Source organism: Streptomyces pimonensis, from assembly GCF_041380215.1.
In the GTDB taxonomy this organism is placed as follows: domain Bacteria; phylum Actinomycetota; class Actinomycetes; order Streptomycetales; family Streptomycetaceae; genus Streptomyces; species Streptomyces pimonensis.
In genome coordinates this window covers 37,027-51,203 of record NZ_JAHWZY010000033.1, presented here as the reverse complement: position 1 = coordinate 51,203, position 14,177 = coordinate 37,027, and the positions used below count along the sequence as shown (strand labels likewise).

Annotated in this window: 11 protein-coding genes; 1 reads left to right on the top strand and 10 read right to left on the bottom strand. The window is 72.7% G+C overall.

Annotated elements, in window-relative coordinates:
• Positions 1-16 precede the first annotated feature (16 nt).
• Entirely contained in the window at positions 17-1,885 is a 1,869-nt protein-coding gene (lepA, locus tag KYY02_RS26410; RefSeq protein ID WP_371242124.1) for a translation elongation factor 4, read from the bottom strand.
• Positions 1,886-2,139: 254 nt separating this feature from the next.
• Between lepA and rpsT the strand changes: the two genes are divergently transcribed.
• On the top strand, positions 2,140-2,406 hold the full coding sequence (gene rpsT, locus KYY02_RS26405) for a 30S ribosomal protein S20 (RefSeq protein ID WP_030858234.1): 267 nt from the start codon (positions 2,140-2,142) through the stop codon (positions 2,404-2,406).
• Positions 2,407-2,855: 449 nt separating this feature from the next.
• On the opposite strand, the gene KYY02_RS26400 is transcribed toward rpsT, so the two are convergent.
• The 9 genes from KYY02_RS26400 to leuS all read right to left on the bottom strand — a co-directional run bounded on the left by KYY02_RS26400 (position 2,856) and on the right by leuS (position 13,948).
• Positions 2,856-3,023: a hypothetical protein gene (locus tag KYY02_RS26400; protein ID WP_371242122.1), complete on the bottom strand. Its 168-nt coding sequence runs from the start codon at positions 3,021-3,023 to the stop codon at positions 2,856-2,858.
• A 102-nt stretch (positions 3,024-3,125) separates the two neighbouring features.
• A complete protein-coding gene (gene holA / locus KYY02_RS26395; RefSeq protein WP_371242120.1) occupies positions 3,126-4,103 on the bottom strand; it encodes a DNA polymerase III subunit delta in 978 nt (325 codons plus the stop codon).
• A gap of 52 nt (positions 4,104-4,155) precedes the next feature.
• A complete protein-coding gene (locus KYY02_RS26390) occupies positions 4,156-4,410 on the bottom strand; it encodes a hypothetical protein (protein WP_371242118.1) in 255 nt (84 codons plus the stop codon).
• A 15-nt stretch (positions 4,411-4,425) separates the two neighbouring features.
• Positions 4,426-5,271: an arylamine N-acetyltransferase family protein gene (locus KYY02_RS26385; RefSeq protein WP_371242174.1), complete on the bottom strand. Its 846-nt coding sequence runs from the start codon at positions 5,269-5,271 to the stop codon at positions 4,426-4,428.
• A 16-nt stretch (positions 5,272-5,287) separates the two neighbouring features.
• Entirely contained in the window at positions 5,288-7,873 is a 2,586-nt protein-coding gene (locus tag KYY02_RS26380; RefSeq protein ID WP_371242116.1) for a ComEC/Rec2 family competence protein, read from the bottom strand.
• A complete protein-coding gene (locus tag KYY02_RS26375) occupies positions 7,870-9,096 on the bottom strand; it encodes a ComEA family DNA-binding protein (RefSeq protein ID WP_371242114.1) in 1,227 nt (408 codons plus the stop codon). The genes KYY02_RS26380 and KYY02_RS26375 overlap by 4 nt, the downstream gene beginning before the upstream one ends.
• 106 nt (positions 9,097-9,202) lie before the next feature.
• Positions 9,203-10,048, bottom strand: a complete 846-nt coding sequence (locus KYY02_RS26370) for a DegV family protein (RefSeq protein WP_371242112.1) — start codon at positions 10,046-10,048, stop codon at positions 9,203-9,205.
• 83 nt (positions 10,049-10,131) lie between these two features.
• Positions 10,132-10,869 (bottom strand): hypothetical protein, encoded by a 738-nt coding sequence (locus tag KYY02_RS26365; RefSeq protein WP_371242110.1) that lies wholly within the window; start codon positions 10,867-10,869, stop codon positions 10,132-10,134.
• 196 nt (positions 10,870-11,065) lie between these two features.
• The gene (gene leuS, locus KYY02_RS26360; RefSeq protein WP_371242108.1) at positions 11,066-13,948 is read right to left on the bottom strand and encodes a leucine--tRNA ligase; all 2,883 of its coding nucleotides are present in this window, start codon (positions 13,946-13,948) and stop codon (positions 11,066-11,068) included.
• Positions 13,949-14,177 lie beyond the last annotated feature (229 nt).

The following is a 14,177-nucleotide window of genomic DNA, read 5'->3' as shown; positions in this document are numbered from 1 at the left end:
CCGCGGTAACCTCCGGCTACTTCTTGCCCTTGCCCGATCCCGCGCTGTCGTCACTGGAGAGGACGGCGATGAAGGCCTCCTGCGGGACCTCCACGGAACCCACCATCTTCATCCGCTTCTTCCCCTCCTTCTGCTTCTCCAGCAGCTTCCGCTTGCGGGAGATGTCACCGCCGTAGCACTTGGCGAGGACGTCCTTGCGGATGGCGCGGATGGTCTCGCGGGCGATGACCCTGGAGCCGATGGCGGCCTGTACCGGCACCTCGAAGGCCTGCCGCGGGATGAGCTCCTTGAGCTTGGCGACGAGCCGTACGCCGTACGCGTACGCCTGGTCCTTGTGGGTGATCGCGGAGAACGCGTCCACCTTGTCGCCGTGCAGCAGGATGTCGACCTTCACCAGGCTGGAGGTCTGCTCGCCGGTGGGCTCGTAGTCGAGGGAGGCGTAGCCGCGGGTCTTGGACTTCAGCTGGTCGAAGAAGTCGAAGACGATCTCGGCGAGCGGGAGGGTGTAGCGGATCTCCACCCGGTCCTCGGAGAGGTAGTCCATGCCGAGCAGGACACCGCGCCGGGTCTGGCACAGCTCCATGATCGAGCCGATGAACTCGCTGGGCGCCAGGATGGTGGCGCGCACGACCGGCTCGTACACCTCGTCGATCTTCCCCTCGGGGAACTCGCTCGGGTTGGTGACGGTGTGCTCGCTGCCGTCCTCCATGACCACGCGGTAGACCACGTTCGGCGCGGTGGCGATGAGGTCGAGCCCGAACTCGCGCTCCAGGCGCTCGCGGATCACGTCGAGGTGCAGCAGGCCGAGGAAGCCGACGCGGAAACCGAAGCCGAGGGCGGCGGAGGTCTCCGGCTCGTAGACCAGGGCGGCGTCGTTGAGCTGGAGCTTGTCGAGGGCCTCGCGCAGCTCCGGGTAGTCGGAGCCGTCCAGGGGGTAGAGGCCGGAGAACACCATCGGCTTGGGGTCCTTGTAGCCGCCGAGCGCCTCCTCGGCGCCCTTGTGCTGGCTGGTGACGGTGTCACCGACCTTCGACTGGCGGACGTCCTTCACCCCGGTGATGAGGTAGCCCACCTCACCGACGCCGAGACCGTCGGCGGGCAGCATCTCCGGCGAGTTGGTGCCGATCTCCAGCAGCTCGTGGGTGGCGCCGGTGGACATCATCCGGATGCGCTCGCGCTTGTTGAGCTGGCCGTCGATGACACGGACGTACGTCACGACACCGCGGTAGGAGTCGTAGACCGAGTCGAAGATCATCGCGCGGGCCGGGGCGTCCTTGACGCCGACCGGGGCGGGGATCTCGGCGACCACCTTGTCCAGCAGCGCCTCGACGCCGAGGCCGGTCTTCGCGGAGACCTTGAGCACGTCGTCGGGGTCGCAGCCGACCAGGTTCGCCAGCTCCTCGGCGAACTTCTCCGGCTGCGCGGCCGGCAGGTCGATCTTGTTCAGTACGGGGATGATCGTGAGGTCGTTCTCCATCGCCAGGTACAGGTTGGCGAGGGTCTGGGCCTCGATGCCCTGGGCGGCGTCGACCAACAGGATCGTGCCCTCGCAGGCGGCGAGCGAGCGGGACACCTCGTACGTGAAGTCGACGTGCCCGGGGGTGTCGATCATGTTGAGGATGTGCGTGTTGCTCTTCTCGTGGGTCGGGGCCCACGGCAACCGCACCGCCTGGGACTTGATCGTGATGCCGCGCTCGCGCTCGATGTCCATGCGGTCGAGGTACTGAGCGCGCATCTGCCGCTGCTCGACCACTCCGGTCAGCTGGAGCATCCGGTCGGCGAGCGTGGACTTGCCGTGGTCGATGTGCGCGATGATGCAGAAATTGCGGATCAGCGCCGGGTCGGTACGGCTCGGCTCGGGCACATGGCTGGGGATCGCGGGCACGCAGGGTCCTGATTCTTGAGGCGTCCGCATACGTGTGCTTGTGCGTCTGCGGTCTCGGGTCGGATCGATACGTAGCTTCCATGGTCCCACGGGTGGCGACCGGGAACGGGTTTGGGCCACCGAATGGGCCGCTGGTAGTGTGGGGGGCTGTGTCTCATGCCCTCTCAGCGCGAGGCACACCCCAAGAAATCACCCGGTACCGGAGCCGTGCGGTCCCCGTGCGGTCCCGTGCCAGAACCTGTAGAGGCTCATTCGTGGCGAACATCAAGTCCCAGATCAAGCGGAACAAGACCAACGAGAAGGCCCGGCTGCGCAACAAGGCCGTCAAGTCCTCTCTGAAGACCGCGATCCGCAAGGCCCGCGAGGCCGCCGCCGCGGGTGACGTCGAGAAGGCCACCGAGTACCAGCGCGCCGCGGCGCGTCAGCTCGACAAGGCCGTCTCCAAGGGCGTCATCCACAAGAACCAGGCCGCCAACAAGAAGTCGGCGCTGGCTCAGAAGGTCGCGGCCGTCAAGGGCTGAACCACTCCGTGATCTGACCGTCGGCGGGAATCCGGGCGGGCCCTCTCTCATCCGCCCCCGGCCGGCACCCGAGCCCGTACGCGGCCTGCGTTCGCCACGCGGGTACGGGCTCACACGCTTCGACCGAAGGCCTCGCACGCACACCCTTCCCCGGGTGGCGGGCGGGGCCTTCGGCATCGTCCGGGACCAGAAGTCGTTCCTCGCGTCGACGTCCGCGGCGCACTCGTCCAGGTCCGTCGTCCTGTCGTTCTGTCGTCCCACGATCCGGAAGACGATGCCCCCCGTGCTCGTCCAGGTGCCTGCCCCGCCGGTCGGCCGTGAGGCGGTGCAGGCTCACTGCGTGTCCCCGGCCGTCGACCAGGACCTGCCGCAGCTCGACCGTGAACGCCCCGTCGGTCTCCTCGCCGGGCCGCCGGCACATGGAGAGGATCTCTTCCCGGCCCTCGGAATCACCGGCCCTTGAAGTCACCGGCCCTCGGAATCACCGGCCAGCACGCCGGTGCCCGGCCCATGACGGGGCCGTCCGCCGCCCTCATCGAGCGCAGGGTCTCCATGTCCCCACGGGTGAACGCCTCACAGCCCCTGCGGGCCAGCTGTGCGTTCGGGTGTTCAGCCATCGTGCTCGCCGCCTCTCCGTACCCGGGCGGCTTACGGCTGGCGCATCCGGTTCCCCTCTTCGGGGACCACGGGGCGACTCGGTCACCGCCCGTGCTTCCGGGCTACGCCCGGCCCCGCGAGCGCGCCGCGCGGGCGACGGTGACGACGGCCTTCTCCAGGGCGTACTCCGGGTCGTCCCCGCCGCCCTTCACGCCCGCGTCCGCCTCGGCGACCGCGCGCAGCGCGACGGCCACGCCGTCCGGGGTCCAGCCGCGCATCTGCTGCCGGACCTGGTTGATCTTCCAGGGCGGCATGCCGAGATCGGCGGGGCGGGCGCCCGGCGACGACTGCAGCTTGCCGATCGCCCGTACGCCCTGGGCCAGCGCGCTGGTGATCAGCACCGGAGCGACCCCGGTCGACAGCGACCAGCGCAGTGCCTCCAGCGCCTCCGCCGCCCGCCCCTCGACCGCGCGGTCGGCGACCGTGAAACTCGACGCCTCGGCCCGCCCGGTGTAGTACCGGCCGACGACCGCCTCGTCGATCGTGCCCTCGACGTCCGCGACCAGCTGGGACACCGCCGAGGCCAGCTCCCGCAGATCACTGCCGAGGGCGTCGACCAGCGCCTGGCACGCCTCGGGGGTGGCCGATCGGCCGGTGGTCCGGAACTCGCCCCGCACGAAGGCCAGCCGGTCCGTGGCCTTCGTCATCTTCGGGCACGCCACCTCGCGTGCTCCCGCCTTGCGCGCCGCGTCGAGCAGCCCCTTGCCCTTGGCGCCGCCCGCGTGCAGCAGGACCAGCGTGATCTCCTCGGCGGGCGAGCCGAGGTACGCCTTGACGTCCTTGACGGTGTCGGCCGAGAGGTCCTGCGCGTTGCGGACGACCACGACCTTGCGCTCCGCGAAGAGCGACGGACTGGTCAGTTCGGCGAGGGTGCCGGGCTGGAGCTGGTCCGGTGTCAGGTCGCGTACGTCCGTGTCGGCGTCGGCGGCCCGCGCGGCGGCCACCACCTCCCGCACGGCGCGGTCGAGCAGCAGGTCCTCCTGGCCCACGGCGAGCGTCACCGGGGCGAGGAGGTCGTCGGATGCGGTCTTCCTGGCCATCGCGACAAGCATCCCACGCGCCACCGACAACGCCGTGCCGGCCGCGGTCCCCCTACGGCTCCTCCCGCCAGCCGTCCCACTCGGCCACGAACTCGTTCAGCTCCGCGGGGTCCAGCCGGCCCGGCTCGTCCCGCAGGACGACGAGCCACTGCGCGTCCTCCGCGTCGTCCTCACCGGCGAGCGCGTCCCGCACCAGCCGCGGCTCCTCGTCCACGCCGAACCGTTCACCGAGGGCCTCGGCCACCTCCTCCGCGGCATCACGGTCGGGCAGCACCAGCACATGTCGCACATCACTCACACGGGTCATTGTCCGATACCGGGGTCAGCCGCCCGTGCCGGTGCCCGTGCCGCGCGCCGTCGGCACCGTGTCCAGTGCGATCCCGAACCGGTCCCGGTAGAGCGCGAGCACCTCCTCATCCGTGCCCGCCTCGTGCTCCCGCCGCGTCCCGTCCGGCGCGGTGACCGTGAACCGCCGGCCGCTGAGCGTGATCCTGCCCCCGTCCCCGGTGATCCGCGAGCACACCGGCGACCGCGTGAAGGGGGAGAGCGGTGAGGTGCTGTGCCACCACGCCCCGGCCGTGAAGTCGCCGAGCACCCTCGGCCGGACCTCCAGCTGGTACACCGGCCGCCCGTTCCGGCTCACGTCCAGGTCCGCCGCCTCCCCCCGGTCGTGCCCGCCGCGCGCCCCGGCCGCGTCGGCGCCCGCCTCGGTGATCCGGAACGTGCCCCCGGGATCCTCCTGCTCCCCGCGCTCCCCGAAGGCGAGCGGCAGGTGGAAGTGAGCCCCGAAGCCGACGTCGGCCAGCCAGTCGCCGCCGTCCACCGTCCGCACCCGCAGCGCGAGATGGTCGTACGGGATGCCGAGCCGGCCCCCGTCGCCGTACACGCGCGCCGCGAGCAACTGGACGTCGTAGCCGAGGGCGGCGAGCAACGCCCCGAAGGCGCCGTTGAGTTCGTAGCAGAAACCGCCCCGTCGCGCCTCCACCACCTTGTCCAGCAGCCGCTTCCCGTCCAGCACGATCTCCTCGCCGAGATGGACGGACAGGTTCTCGAACGGCACGGTCTCCAGATGCCGCAGGTGCAGCTCGCGCAGCGCGTCCGCGGTGGGCCGGGTGGGCTGCCCGACGCCCAGGCGGCGCAGGTAGGCGTCGACTCCCGCGGTGCTCATCCTCTCAGTCATGCCCTCAGTGTCGCGCCACCCGCAGCGCCCCGCCGCCGTCCCCGCCGCCGGCCACGGCCAGCGCTCCGTCCCGGTCGGTCCGCAGAACCGTCGCGCCTGCGGCGCGGAGGGCGGCGACCGTGTTCGGGGCAGGGTGCCCGTAGGTGTTGTCCTCTCCCGTGCTGATGAGCGCCAGCCGTGGGGCCGCCCGGCGTGTGAGGTCCGGGTCCTGGTACGCCGAGCCGTGATGGGCGACCTTGAGGACGTCCACGTCTGCCAGTCGCCTGGCCGCCGGTGATCTCGCCAGGGCTCGCTGGGACGGGGGTTCCAGGTCCCCGAGGAGCAGCAGGCGCAGGCCGGCCGTGCGGACCAGCATGGCGACACTGGCGTCGTTCGGGCCTTCCGGTGCCGGGGCCGTGGGTCGTGTGCCCGCAGTCGGCGGAGTGCTCGGCGGTGGCCACACCACTTCCCAGGACAGCTTCCCCGTGCGCCGCGCCTGACCGGCGGCGGCGTGTGTCACCGGGATGTTCCGGGCGGCGGCGAGTCTTCGGACGAACGCGGCCTGGTCGGCGGGTTCTTCGAAGGGCGTCGTCTCGACGGCGCCCACCGCGCGTCCGCGCAGTACGCCGGGGAGGCCCGCCACGTGGTCGGCGTGGAAGTGGGTCAGGACGACGAGCGGGACCCTGGTGACGCCGAGGGAGCGCAGGCAGTGGTCGACGAGGGCCGGATCGGGACCGGCGTCCACGACCACGCCGGCGCCCTCGCCCGCCGCCAGTACCAGCGCATCGCCCTGGCCGACGTCGCACATCACCAGCCGCCAGCCCGGCGGGGGCCAGCCCGTGATCGCCCGGGTGAGGGGCCGTGGCTGCACCACCACCAGTACCAGCAGGAGTGCGCAGGCGGCGCACCACCAGGGGTGTCTCAGCAGGCGGCGGCCCACGAGCAGCGCGAGCACGGTGAGGGCGCCGAGTGCCGCCGCGCCGGTCCAGCTGCCGGGCCAGTCCACTCCCGCGCCGGGCAGCGCGGCGCCCGTTCTGGCGACCTGCGCGATCCACTCCGCGGGCCAGCTCGCGCACCGGGCCAGTACCTCCGCCGCCGGCATCGCCACCGGTGCCGTGGCCAGGGCCAGGAAGCCCAGCACCGTGGCCGGCGCCAGCGCGAACTCCGCGAGCAGGTTGCACGGGATCGCCACCAGGCTCACCCGCGCCGCCAGTACGGCGACCACCGGCGCGCACACCGCCTGCGCGGCACCCGCGGCGGCCAGCGCCTCCGCGAGGCGGGGCGGCACACCGCGCCGCCGCAGTCCCGCGCTCCAGCGTGGCGCGAGCGTGAGCAGCGCGCCGGTGGCCAGCACGGAGAGCAGGAAGCCGGGACTGCGGGCCAGCCAGGGGTCGTAGAGCACCAGGAGCAGGACCGCCGTCGCCAGCGCCGGGATCAGTGATCTGCGGCGGCCGGTGGCGAGCGCGAGCAGGGCGACGGAGCCGCAGGCGGCGGCCCGCAGCACGCTGGGATCGGGCCGGCACACGACGACGAAGGCGAGGGAGAGCGTCGCACCGAGGAGTGCGGTGGTCCGCAGGGGGATGCCGAGGCGGGGTGCGAGTCCGCGTCTCTCGGCCCGCTGTGCCAGGCCGGGCGGGCCGAGGAGCAGGGTGAGGAGGATGGTGAAGTTGGCGCCGGAGACGGCGAGCGTATGGGTGAGGTCGGTCTCCCTGAACGCCTCGTCCAGTTCCGGGGTGATCCTCGCGGTGTCGCCCACGACCAGGCCGGGCAGCAGCGCCCGCGCGTCCGTCGGCAGTCCCTCGGTCGCCTCCCGCAGTCCGGCACGCAGCCGTCCCGCCAGCCGCTGCGGAGCCGACGGCCGGCCCACGGTCTCCGGGCCGCCGCCGTCCCGGCCCCTCACCCGCAGCACGGCGGCGAACCGGTCGCCGCCCGCCCTCGCCGGGGCGAGCCGCGCCTCGGCGCGGAGGCGGGTGGAGGGCAGGAGGGCGAGCCAGGGGGAACGGTCCTCAGCGTCCGGTGCGGTGCGTTCGGACGGGCCCGGGTCGACGATCAGCAGGACGGGCGTGCGGGTCGTCTCCGCCGTGCCGTCGACGCGCTCCACCCGTCGTACGTCGGCCTCGATCAGTACGGAGGTGGGGGCCATGTGGTTGCCGCTGACCCTGGACCGGGTGAGCCGGGGGTCGGAGGTGATCTCGACCTCGGCGGTCACCTGGGCGTACTCCCGCGCCAGTGCGGGCACCGGGCCCCGTCGCAGGTCCGCGCCGTGCAGTCCCGCCGATCCGGCGGCCGCCGCGACGCAGAGCAGCGCGGCGGCGCCGGCCCGGGCGGTGGCCCGTCCCCGCCCGGTCGGGCGGCTGCACGCCACGAGGAGAATGCCGGCCGTCAGCAGGGAGACGATCACCGTCCCCGCCGCCCGGCCGGGCGGGGCGTGCAGCATCACGGCGGCCGTGGCCCAGGCGGCCAGGGCGGGCGGGACCAGGCGCAGGTCCGCCGGTCCCTCCTGTCTCGGGTGCGCGGCTCCGAGCCGCTTGCCGGAGGCGGCGTGGACGTGCCGCCGGGCGGTGGGCTGCGGGGGCGGGGGTGGTGGCGTGGCCGTCGTCTCCGTCCTCATGGCCGTACGAGGCTGCGCAGCTCCGCGAAACGGCGGTCGCCGATGCCGTTCACCTCGCGGAGTTCGTCCACCGAGCGGAAACCGCCGTTCCGGGTGCGGTAGTCGACGATGTGCTGGGCGAGCACGGGGCCGACTCCGGGCAGGGCGTCGAGCTGGTCCGGGGTGGCGGTGTTGAGGGACACCGGCACGGTGGGGCCGGCTCCCGCCGTACCGGCGCTGCCTCCGGGGGCTGTTCCGGCCGGTGCCGGGCCCCCTACGACGACCTGTTCGCCGTCGACGAGGAAACGGGCGCGGTTCAGGGTGTCGGTCCTGGTGCCGGGCCGTACTCCGCCGGCCGCCCGCAGCGCGTCCTCGACGCGTGAACCGGCGGGCAGGCGGTGGATTCCCGGGTCGCGTACCTTGCCGCTGACGTCGACCACGATCTCGGCCCCCGCCGGGGCCGGGCCCCCGGGCTTCGTCGCAGCGTCCGGCGCGGTCTCCCCCTTCGCCGCGCCCTTGACGTGCTCGCCGTGGGGAGCCGCCGCGCGCACCACCTCCGGTGCCCGTACCGGCTGGGTCCGCCCGGTCCAGAAGTGCTGTACGGCGAACCCCACGGCGACCACGAGCAGCACCGACAGCGCGACCACGCTCCGCCGCTCCATCCCGCACCGCGCCCGCACCCACAACGGCAGCCGCTCCCGCAGCGCGAGCCCGGCCCGCTCCCGCCGCCATCCCCGTCCGGCCCCGCGGCCGACCTCCTCCGCGCCCGTGACGTCGTCCTCGTCGTCCGCCGCGGCCGTACCGCCACCGGTCCCCGCGGCGAGAGGGCCCACAGCAGCCGCCCGCCTCCGGTCGGCCCGCCGATCCGCAGCCGTCGCCCGCTCCTGAGTCACCGGCCGGTCCACGCCGGCCGGGCAGTCCCCGAGCTCCGGCCGGTCCGCATCCGCCGTCCGGTCCGCATCCGCCGTCCGGTTCGCGGCCGCCGAGGAGCCGGCCCGCCTGATGCGGCGGGTACCGGTCAGGGCCCAGGCCGGTGGTCGCCCGGTGTGCGCGCGGTGGTCGTCGCCGTCGAACAGCGACTCCGCCCGGCGGCGGAGTTCCTCCGCCACCGCCCGGTGGTCCCGGCGCGGGGCCCGGCCGCGGGGTCCGGTCGGCCGACGGTGGCGGGCGCGGCCGTCGGAGGCGGGCGGGCGGCCCGGGCCGCTGGTCGCCGTCCCTGTGCGTGAGCGTGATCGAAGTGCCATGCGAGGAGGATCCGGCACGTCACCCCATCCACGATGATCTTGCTCGTTCTCCGGGGATTACCGACTGGTTGTGGAAAACCCCGTCACCCGTACGGGCGCACCGGCCTCACCGGGCCGAGACCACGACCCCCAACAGCCCGGGCCCCGTGTGCGCCCCGATCACCGCGCCCACCTCGCTGACGTGCAGGTCGGCCAGTCCCGGCAGCCGGGTCCGCAGCCGGTCCGCGAGGGCCGACGCCCGCTCCTGCGCGGCGAGATGGTGGACGGCGACGTCGACCTCCGCCCCGCCCGCCCGTTCGACCGCGATCTCCTCCAGACGGGCGATCGCCTTCGACGCCGTACGCACCTTCTCCAGCGGTTCGATACGGCCGCCCGCCAGCCGCAGCAGCGGCTTGACCGCGAGGGCCGAGCCCAGCAGGGCCTGCGCGGCGCCGATCCGGCCGCCCCGGCGCAGGTAGTCGAGCGTGTCGACGTAGAAGTAGGCGGACGTGTCCGCCGCCCGCTTCTCCGCTGCCGTGACCGCCTCGTCCACCGTGCCGCCCGCCTCCGCGGTCCTCGCCGCCGCCAGCGCGCAGAATCCGAGCGCCATCGCGATCATGCCGGTGTCCACCACCCGCACCGGCACGGGCGCCTCGTGGGCCGCGACGACCGCCGCGTCGTAGGTGCCGGAGAGCTCGGCGGAGAGGTGGAGGGAGACGATGCCGGTCGCGCCGGCCCCGGCGACCCTGCGGTAGGTCTCGGCGAACACCTCGGGGCCGGGCCGCGAGGTGGTGACCGGGCGCCGCTTCTGCAGAGCCTGGGCGAGGGAGCGGGTGGAGATCTCGGTGCCCTCTTCGAGCGCGCGGTCGCCGAGGACCACGGTCAGGGGTACCGCCGTGATGCGGTGCCGCTCCATCGTCCGGGTCGGCAGATAGGCCGTTGAATCGGTGACGATCGCGACATGGCGGGACATGAGCTGGAGGTTACCTGCCGTGGTGCCCACGCGGCAGTCCGGCTTCGCGGGCGGGGTTCGACGGTGGCCGGATCAGGGGGTGCTCAGGTGGTGCTCTCGGGGCGGGGGTTCTTCTGCCAGGGGTAGGTGGGACGCGGTGCCGGCGGGGTGATGGCGGGCCGCTGTTCCGGTTCCTTCGCCGAGGCGTGCTCCGGGGCGTCCGGCCGGGTCCGCCCGGCCGGCGGGGCGTCGGCGGCGGGGGTCTCGGGCCAGGGCGGGGGTGCCGGGTGCTGTTCCGTGGTGGTCCAGTGGCGCAGGGCCCCGGCCTCCATGTCGATCTGCTCGCTCAGCGAGTCCAGGTCGTCGGAGGCGAAACGGCGGGCGCGGTCGCGGGCCGCCCAGCGCAGGGAGTCCGCGGCCTCCGCGATGCGCTCGGTGCGCTCGCGCAGCTCGGGCAGCCGGGCGGCGAGGGCGGTGCGGTCCGGTTCGGACTCCAGGCGCCTGAGTTCGCCGTCCAGTTCGTGGCCGTGCGCGCTGAGCCGCTGGAAGAGGCCGAGGGACTCCTTGAGGGACTCGTCCTCGGCGACGGCGGCCTCCAGGGCGTCCTGGGTGGCCCGCATGGAGGTGCGCAGCTTGAGCCGGAGCTGGGCGATCTCACCGGCTGAGCCGGGCTGCGCGAAGGCCTTGGCCCGCAGGGTGTGGTCCTCGACCGTGCGGCGGGCCTGGGTGATGTGCCGGTCCGCGCTGCGCCTGGCGGCGCCGACGACCTTCACCGTGGCGTAGGCGCCGAGCACGACGAAGAGCACGAAGAACAGGGCGACCACTGCGAACACCGCTTCCACGAAGCTCCTCCTCCGGGCCCCTCCGGCCTGTCCCGGCGCGCTTCGCGCCGCTCTTCAACAGTAAACGCAGCGGGCAGGTCCGGAGTTCCTGGAGAACCCCGAACCTGCCCGTAGGGGACCACCCTGATCACCTGGACCACCGGGCGTCCCGGGCCCGCCCGGCGGATCGCACCGGGCGGTCCCCGAAACGCTCACCTCACGCCGGGACGATGTTCACCAGCTTCGGCGCCCGGACGATCACCTTGCGGATCCCGGCCCCGTCCAGCGCCGCGACGACCCGCTCGTCGGCCAGCGCGGCCTTCTCCAGCTCGCTCTCGGAGATGCCCGGGGACACCTCCAGCCGTGCCTTGACCTTGCCCTTGATCTGCACGACGCAGGTGACGGTCTCGTCCACCACGTACGCCGGGTCGGCCACCGGGAAGTCCTGGTGCACCACGGAGTCCACGTGTCCCAGCCTGCGCCACAGCTCCTCGGCGATGTGCGGGGCCAGCGGCGCGACCAGCAGCACCAGGGGCTCCGCGACGGAGCGCGGCAGCGCCCCTCCCCGCTTGGTCAGGTGGTTGTTCAGCTCGGTGACCTTGGCGATGGCGGTGTTGAAGCGCATCCCCTCCAGGTCGCCGCGCACCCCGTCGATCGCCTTGTGCAGGGCGCGCAGGGTGACCTCGTCGACGTCACCGTCGTCGACGACGGTCACCTCGCCGCTCGCCTCGTCGACGATGTTGCGCCACAGCCGCTGCAGCAGCCGGAACTGACCGACCACCGCGCGGGTGTCCCACGGCCGGGAGACGTCCAGCGGGCCCATCGCCATCTCGTACAGGCGCAGCGTGTCGGCGCCGTACTCGGCGCAGATCTCGTCCGGGGTGACCGCGTTCTTCAGGGACTTGCCCATCTTGCCCAGCAGCCGGGAGACCTGCTCGCCCTGGTACCAGTAGCCGCCGTCGCGCTCCTCCACCTCGGCGGCCGGCACGGCGATGCCCCGGCTGTCGCGGTAGACGTAGGCCTGGATCATGCCCTGGTTGAACAGCTTGTGGAACGGCTCCGACGACGACACGTGCCCCAGGTCGTACAGCACCTTGGACCAGAAGCGCGCGTACAGCAGGTGCAGCACGGCGTGTTCGGCACCGCCGACGTACAGGTCGACGCCGCCGTGCGGCATGCCCTCGCGCGGGCCCATCCAGTACTGCTCGACGGCCGGGTCGACCAGCTTGTCGCTGTTGTGCGGGTCCAGGTAGCGCAGCTCGTACCAGCAGGAACCGGCCCAGTTGGGCATGGTGTTGGTCTCGCGGCGGTACCGGCGCGGACCGCGGCCGTCACCCAGGTCCAGGGTGACGTTCACCCAGTCCTCGTTGCGCGACAGCGGCGTCTCGGGCTGGGTGTCGGCGTCGTCCGGGTCGAAGGTGCGCGGGCTGTAGTCCTCGACCTCGGGCAGCTCCAGCGGCAGCATCGACTCGGGCAGGGCGTGGGCGACGCCGTCCTCGTCGTAGACGATCGGGAAGGGCTCGCCCCAGTAGCGCTGCCGGCTGAACAGCCAGTCGCGCAGGCGGAAGTTGACGGTGCCCGCGCCGCGGCCCTCGCGCTCCAGCCACTCGGTGATGCGCGCCTTGGCCTCGACGACGGACAGGCCGTCCAGGGAGATCTCGCCGTTCGACGAGTTGATGATCTTCGCGTCGTACGAGGCGAACGCGTTCTCCCAGGTGGAGGGGTCTGTGCCACGGCCGTCGGTCGGCTCGACGATGCAGTGGACCGGCAGCTCGAAGGCGCGCGCGAACTCGAAGTCGCGCTGGTCGCCCGCCGGGACGGCCATGATCGCGCCGGTGCCGTAGCCCATCAGGACGTAGTCGGCGATGAAGACGGGGACCTGCTCGCCGTTGGCCGGGTTGGTCGCGTACGCGCCGATGAAGACGCCGGTCTTGTCCTTGGCCTCGGCCTGCCGCTCGACGTCGGACTTGGCCGCGGCCTGCGCGCGGTAGGCGGCGACGGCCTCGGCGGGCGTGGCGTGCCCGCCGGTCCACACCTCGTGGGTGCCCTCGGGCCAGGCGTCCGGGGTGAACTTCTCCACCAGCGGGTGCTCGGGCGCCAGCACCATGTAGGTGGCGCCGAACAGGGTGTCGGGGCGGGTGGTGAAGACGGTGATGTTCTCGCCGTCGATGGGGAAGTCGACGCGGGCGCCCTCGGAACGGCCGATCCAGTTGCGCTGCTGCAGCTTGATGGCCTCGGGCCAGTCCAGGGCGTCCAGGTCGTCAAGGAGGCGGTCGGCATAAGCCGTGATGCGCATGTTCCACTGGCGCAGCTTGGCCTTGAAGACGGGGAAGTTGCCGCGTTCGGAGCGGCCTTCGGCGGTGACCTCCTCGTTGGCCAGCACGGTGCCCAGGCCGGGGCACCAGTTGACCGGCGCGTCGGAGGCGTAGGCCAGGCGGTACCCGCTCAGGACGTCGGCGCGCTCCGTCTCGGTCAGTTCGCTCCAGGAGCGGTCGCCGGGGACGCCGCGCTCACCGGACTCGAACAGCTCGACCAGCTCGGCGATCGGGCGGGCCCGCTTCGCCTCCTCGTCGTACCAGGAGTTGAAGATCTGCAGGAAGATCCACTGGGTCCACTTGTAGTACTCCGGGTCGATCGTGGCGAACGACCGGCGCTTGTCGTGGCCCAGGCCCAGCCGGCGCAGCTGGGACTTCATGTTCTCCATGTTGGCCTCGGTCGACACGCGCGGGTGCGTGCCGGTCTGCACGGCGTACTGCTCGGCGGGCAGGCCGAAGGCGTCGAAGCCCAGGGTGTGCAGGACGTTGTGCCCGGTCATGCGCTGGAAGCGGGCGAAGACGTCGGTGGCGATGTAGCCCAGCGGGTGCCCGACGTGCAGTCCCGCACCGGAGGGGTACGGGAACATGTCCATGATGAACTTCTTGGGTCTGGCGGCCGTCGCCGGATCGCCCGACAGGTCGCCGCTCGGGTTCGGGGCGGCGTAGGTGCCCTCGGCGTCCCAGAAGTCCTGCCAGCGTGCCTCGATCTCGGCCGCCAGGGCGGCCGTGTAGCGGTGCGGCGCGGCCTCCGCGGCTGCGGTGGCAGCGGGGTTCGTCTCGCTCATGATCCTCAATGCTCCATCGATCGTCTCTGCCTGCTGCCGCGACTTCCTGGAAATGAAAAATCCCCTCGCACAGGAGGGGACGCCGCGCCGATTCCGACCTGCCGGCCACCGGCGGTCGGGACTGATCAGCGCGGCTCGCCAAGCAGAAGGCGTACGGCACGCATGGCGCCAGGGTACCGCAGCCGCCGATCCGGTCGCGACGCGCTTTCACGGCACGTCGACCCCAGGT

What these genes read in the sequence shown, in the direction of transcription:
- KYY02_RS26390 (WP_371242118.1), bottom strand. Translation starts at nt 4,410, where the DNA reads ATGACCCGTGTGAGTGATGTGCGACATGTGCTGGTGCTGCCCGACCGT.
- holA (WP_371242120.1), bottom strand. Translation starts at nt 4,103, where the DNA reads ATGGCCAGGAAGACCGCATCCGACGACCTCCTCGCCCCGGTGACGCTC.
- KYY02_RS26385 (WP_371242174.1), bottom strand. Translation starts at nt 5,271, where the DNA reads ATGAGCACCGCGGGAGTCGACGCCTACCTGCGCCGCCTGGGCGTCGGG.
- KYY02_RS26370 (WP_371242112.1), bottom strand. Translation starts at nt 10,048, where the DNA reads ATGTCCCGCCATGTCGCGATCGTCACCGATTCAACGGCCTATCTGCCG.
- KYY02_RS26375 (WP_371242114.1), bottom strand. Translation starts at nt 9,096, where the DNA reads ATGGCACTTCGATCACGCTCACGCACAGGGACGGCGACCAGCGGCCCG.
- KYY02_RS26380 (WP_371242116.1), bottom strand. Translation starts at nt 7,873, where the DNA reads ATGAGGACGGAGACGACGGCCACGCCACCACCCCCGCCCCCGCAGCCC.
- KYY02_RS26400 (WP_371242122.1), bottom strand. Translation starts at nt 3,023, where the DNA reads ATGGCTGAACACCCGAACGCACAGCTGGCCCGCAGGGGCTGTGAGGCG.
- leuS (WP_371242108.1), bottom strand. Translation starts at nt 13,948, where the DNA reads ATGAGCGAGACGAACCCCGCTGCCACCGCAGCCGCGGAGGCCGCGCCG.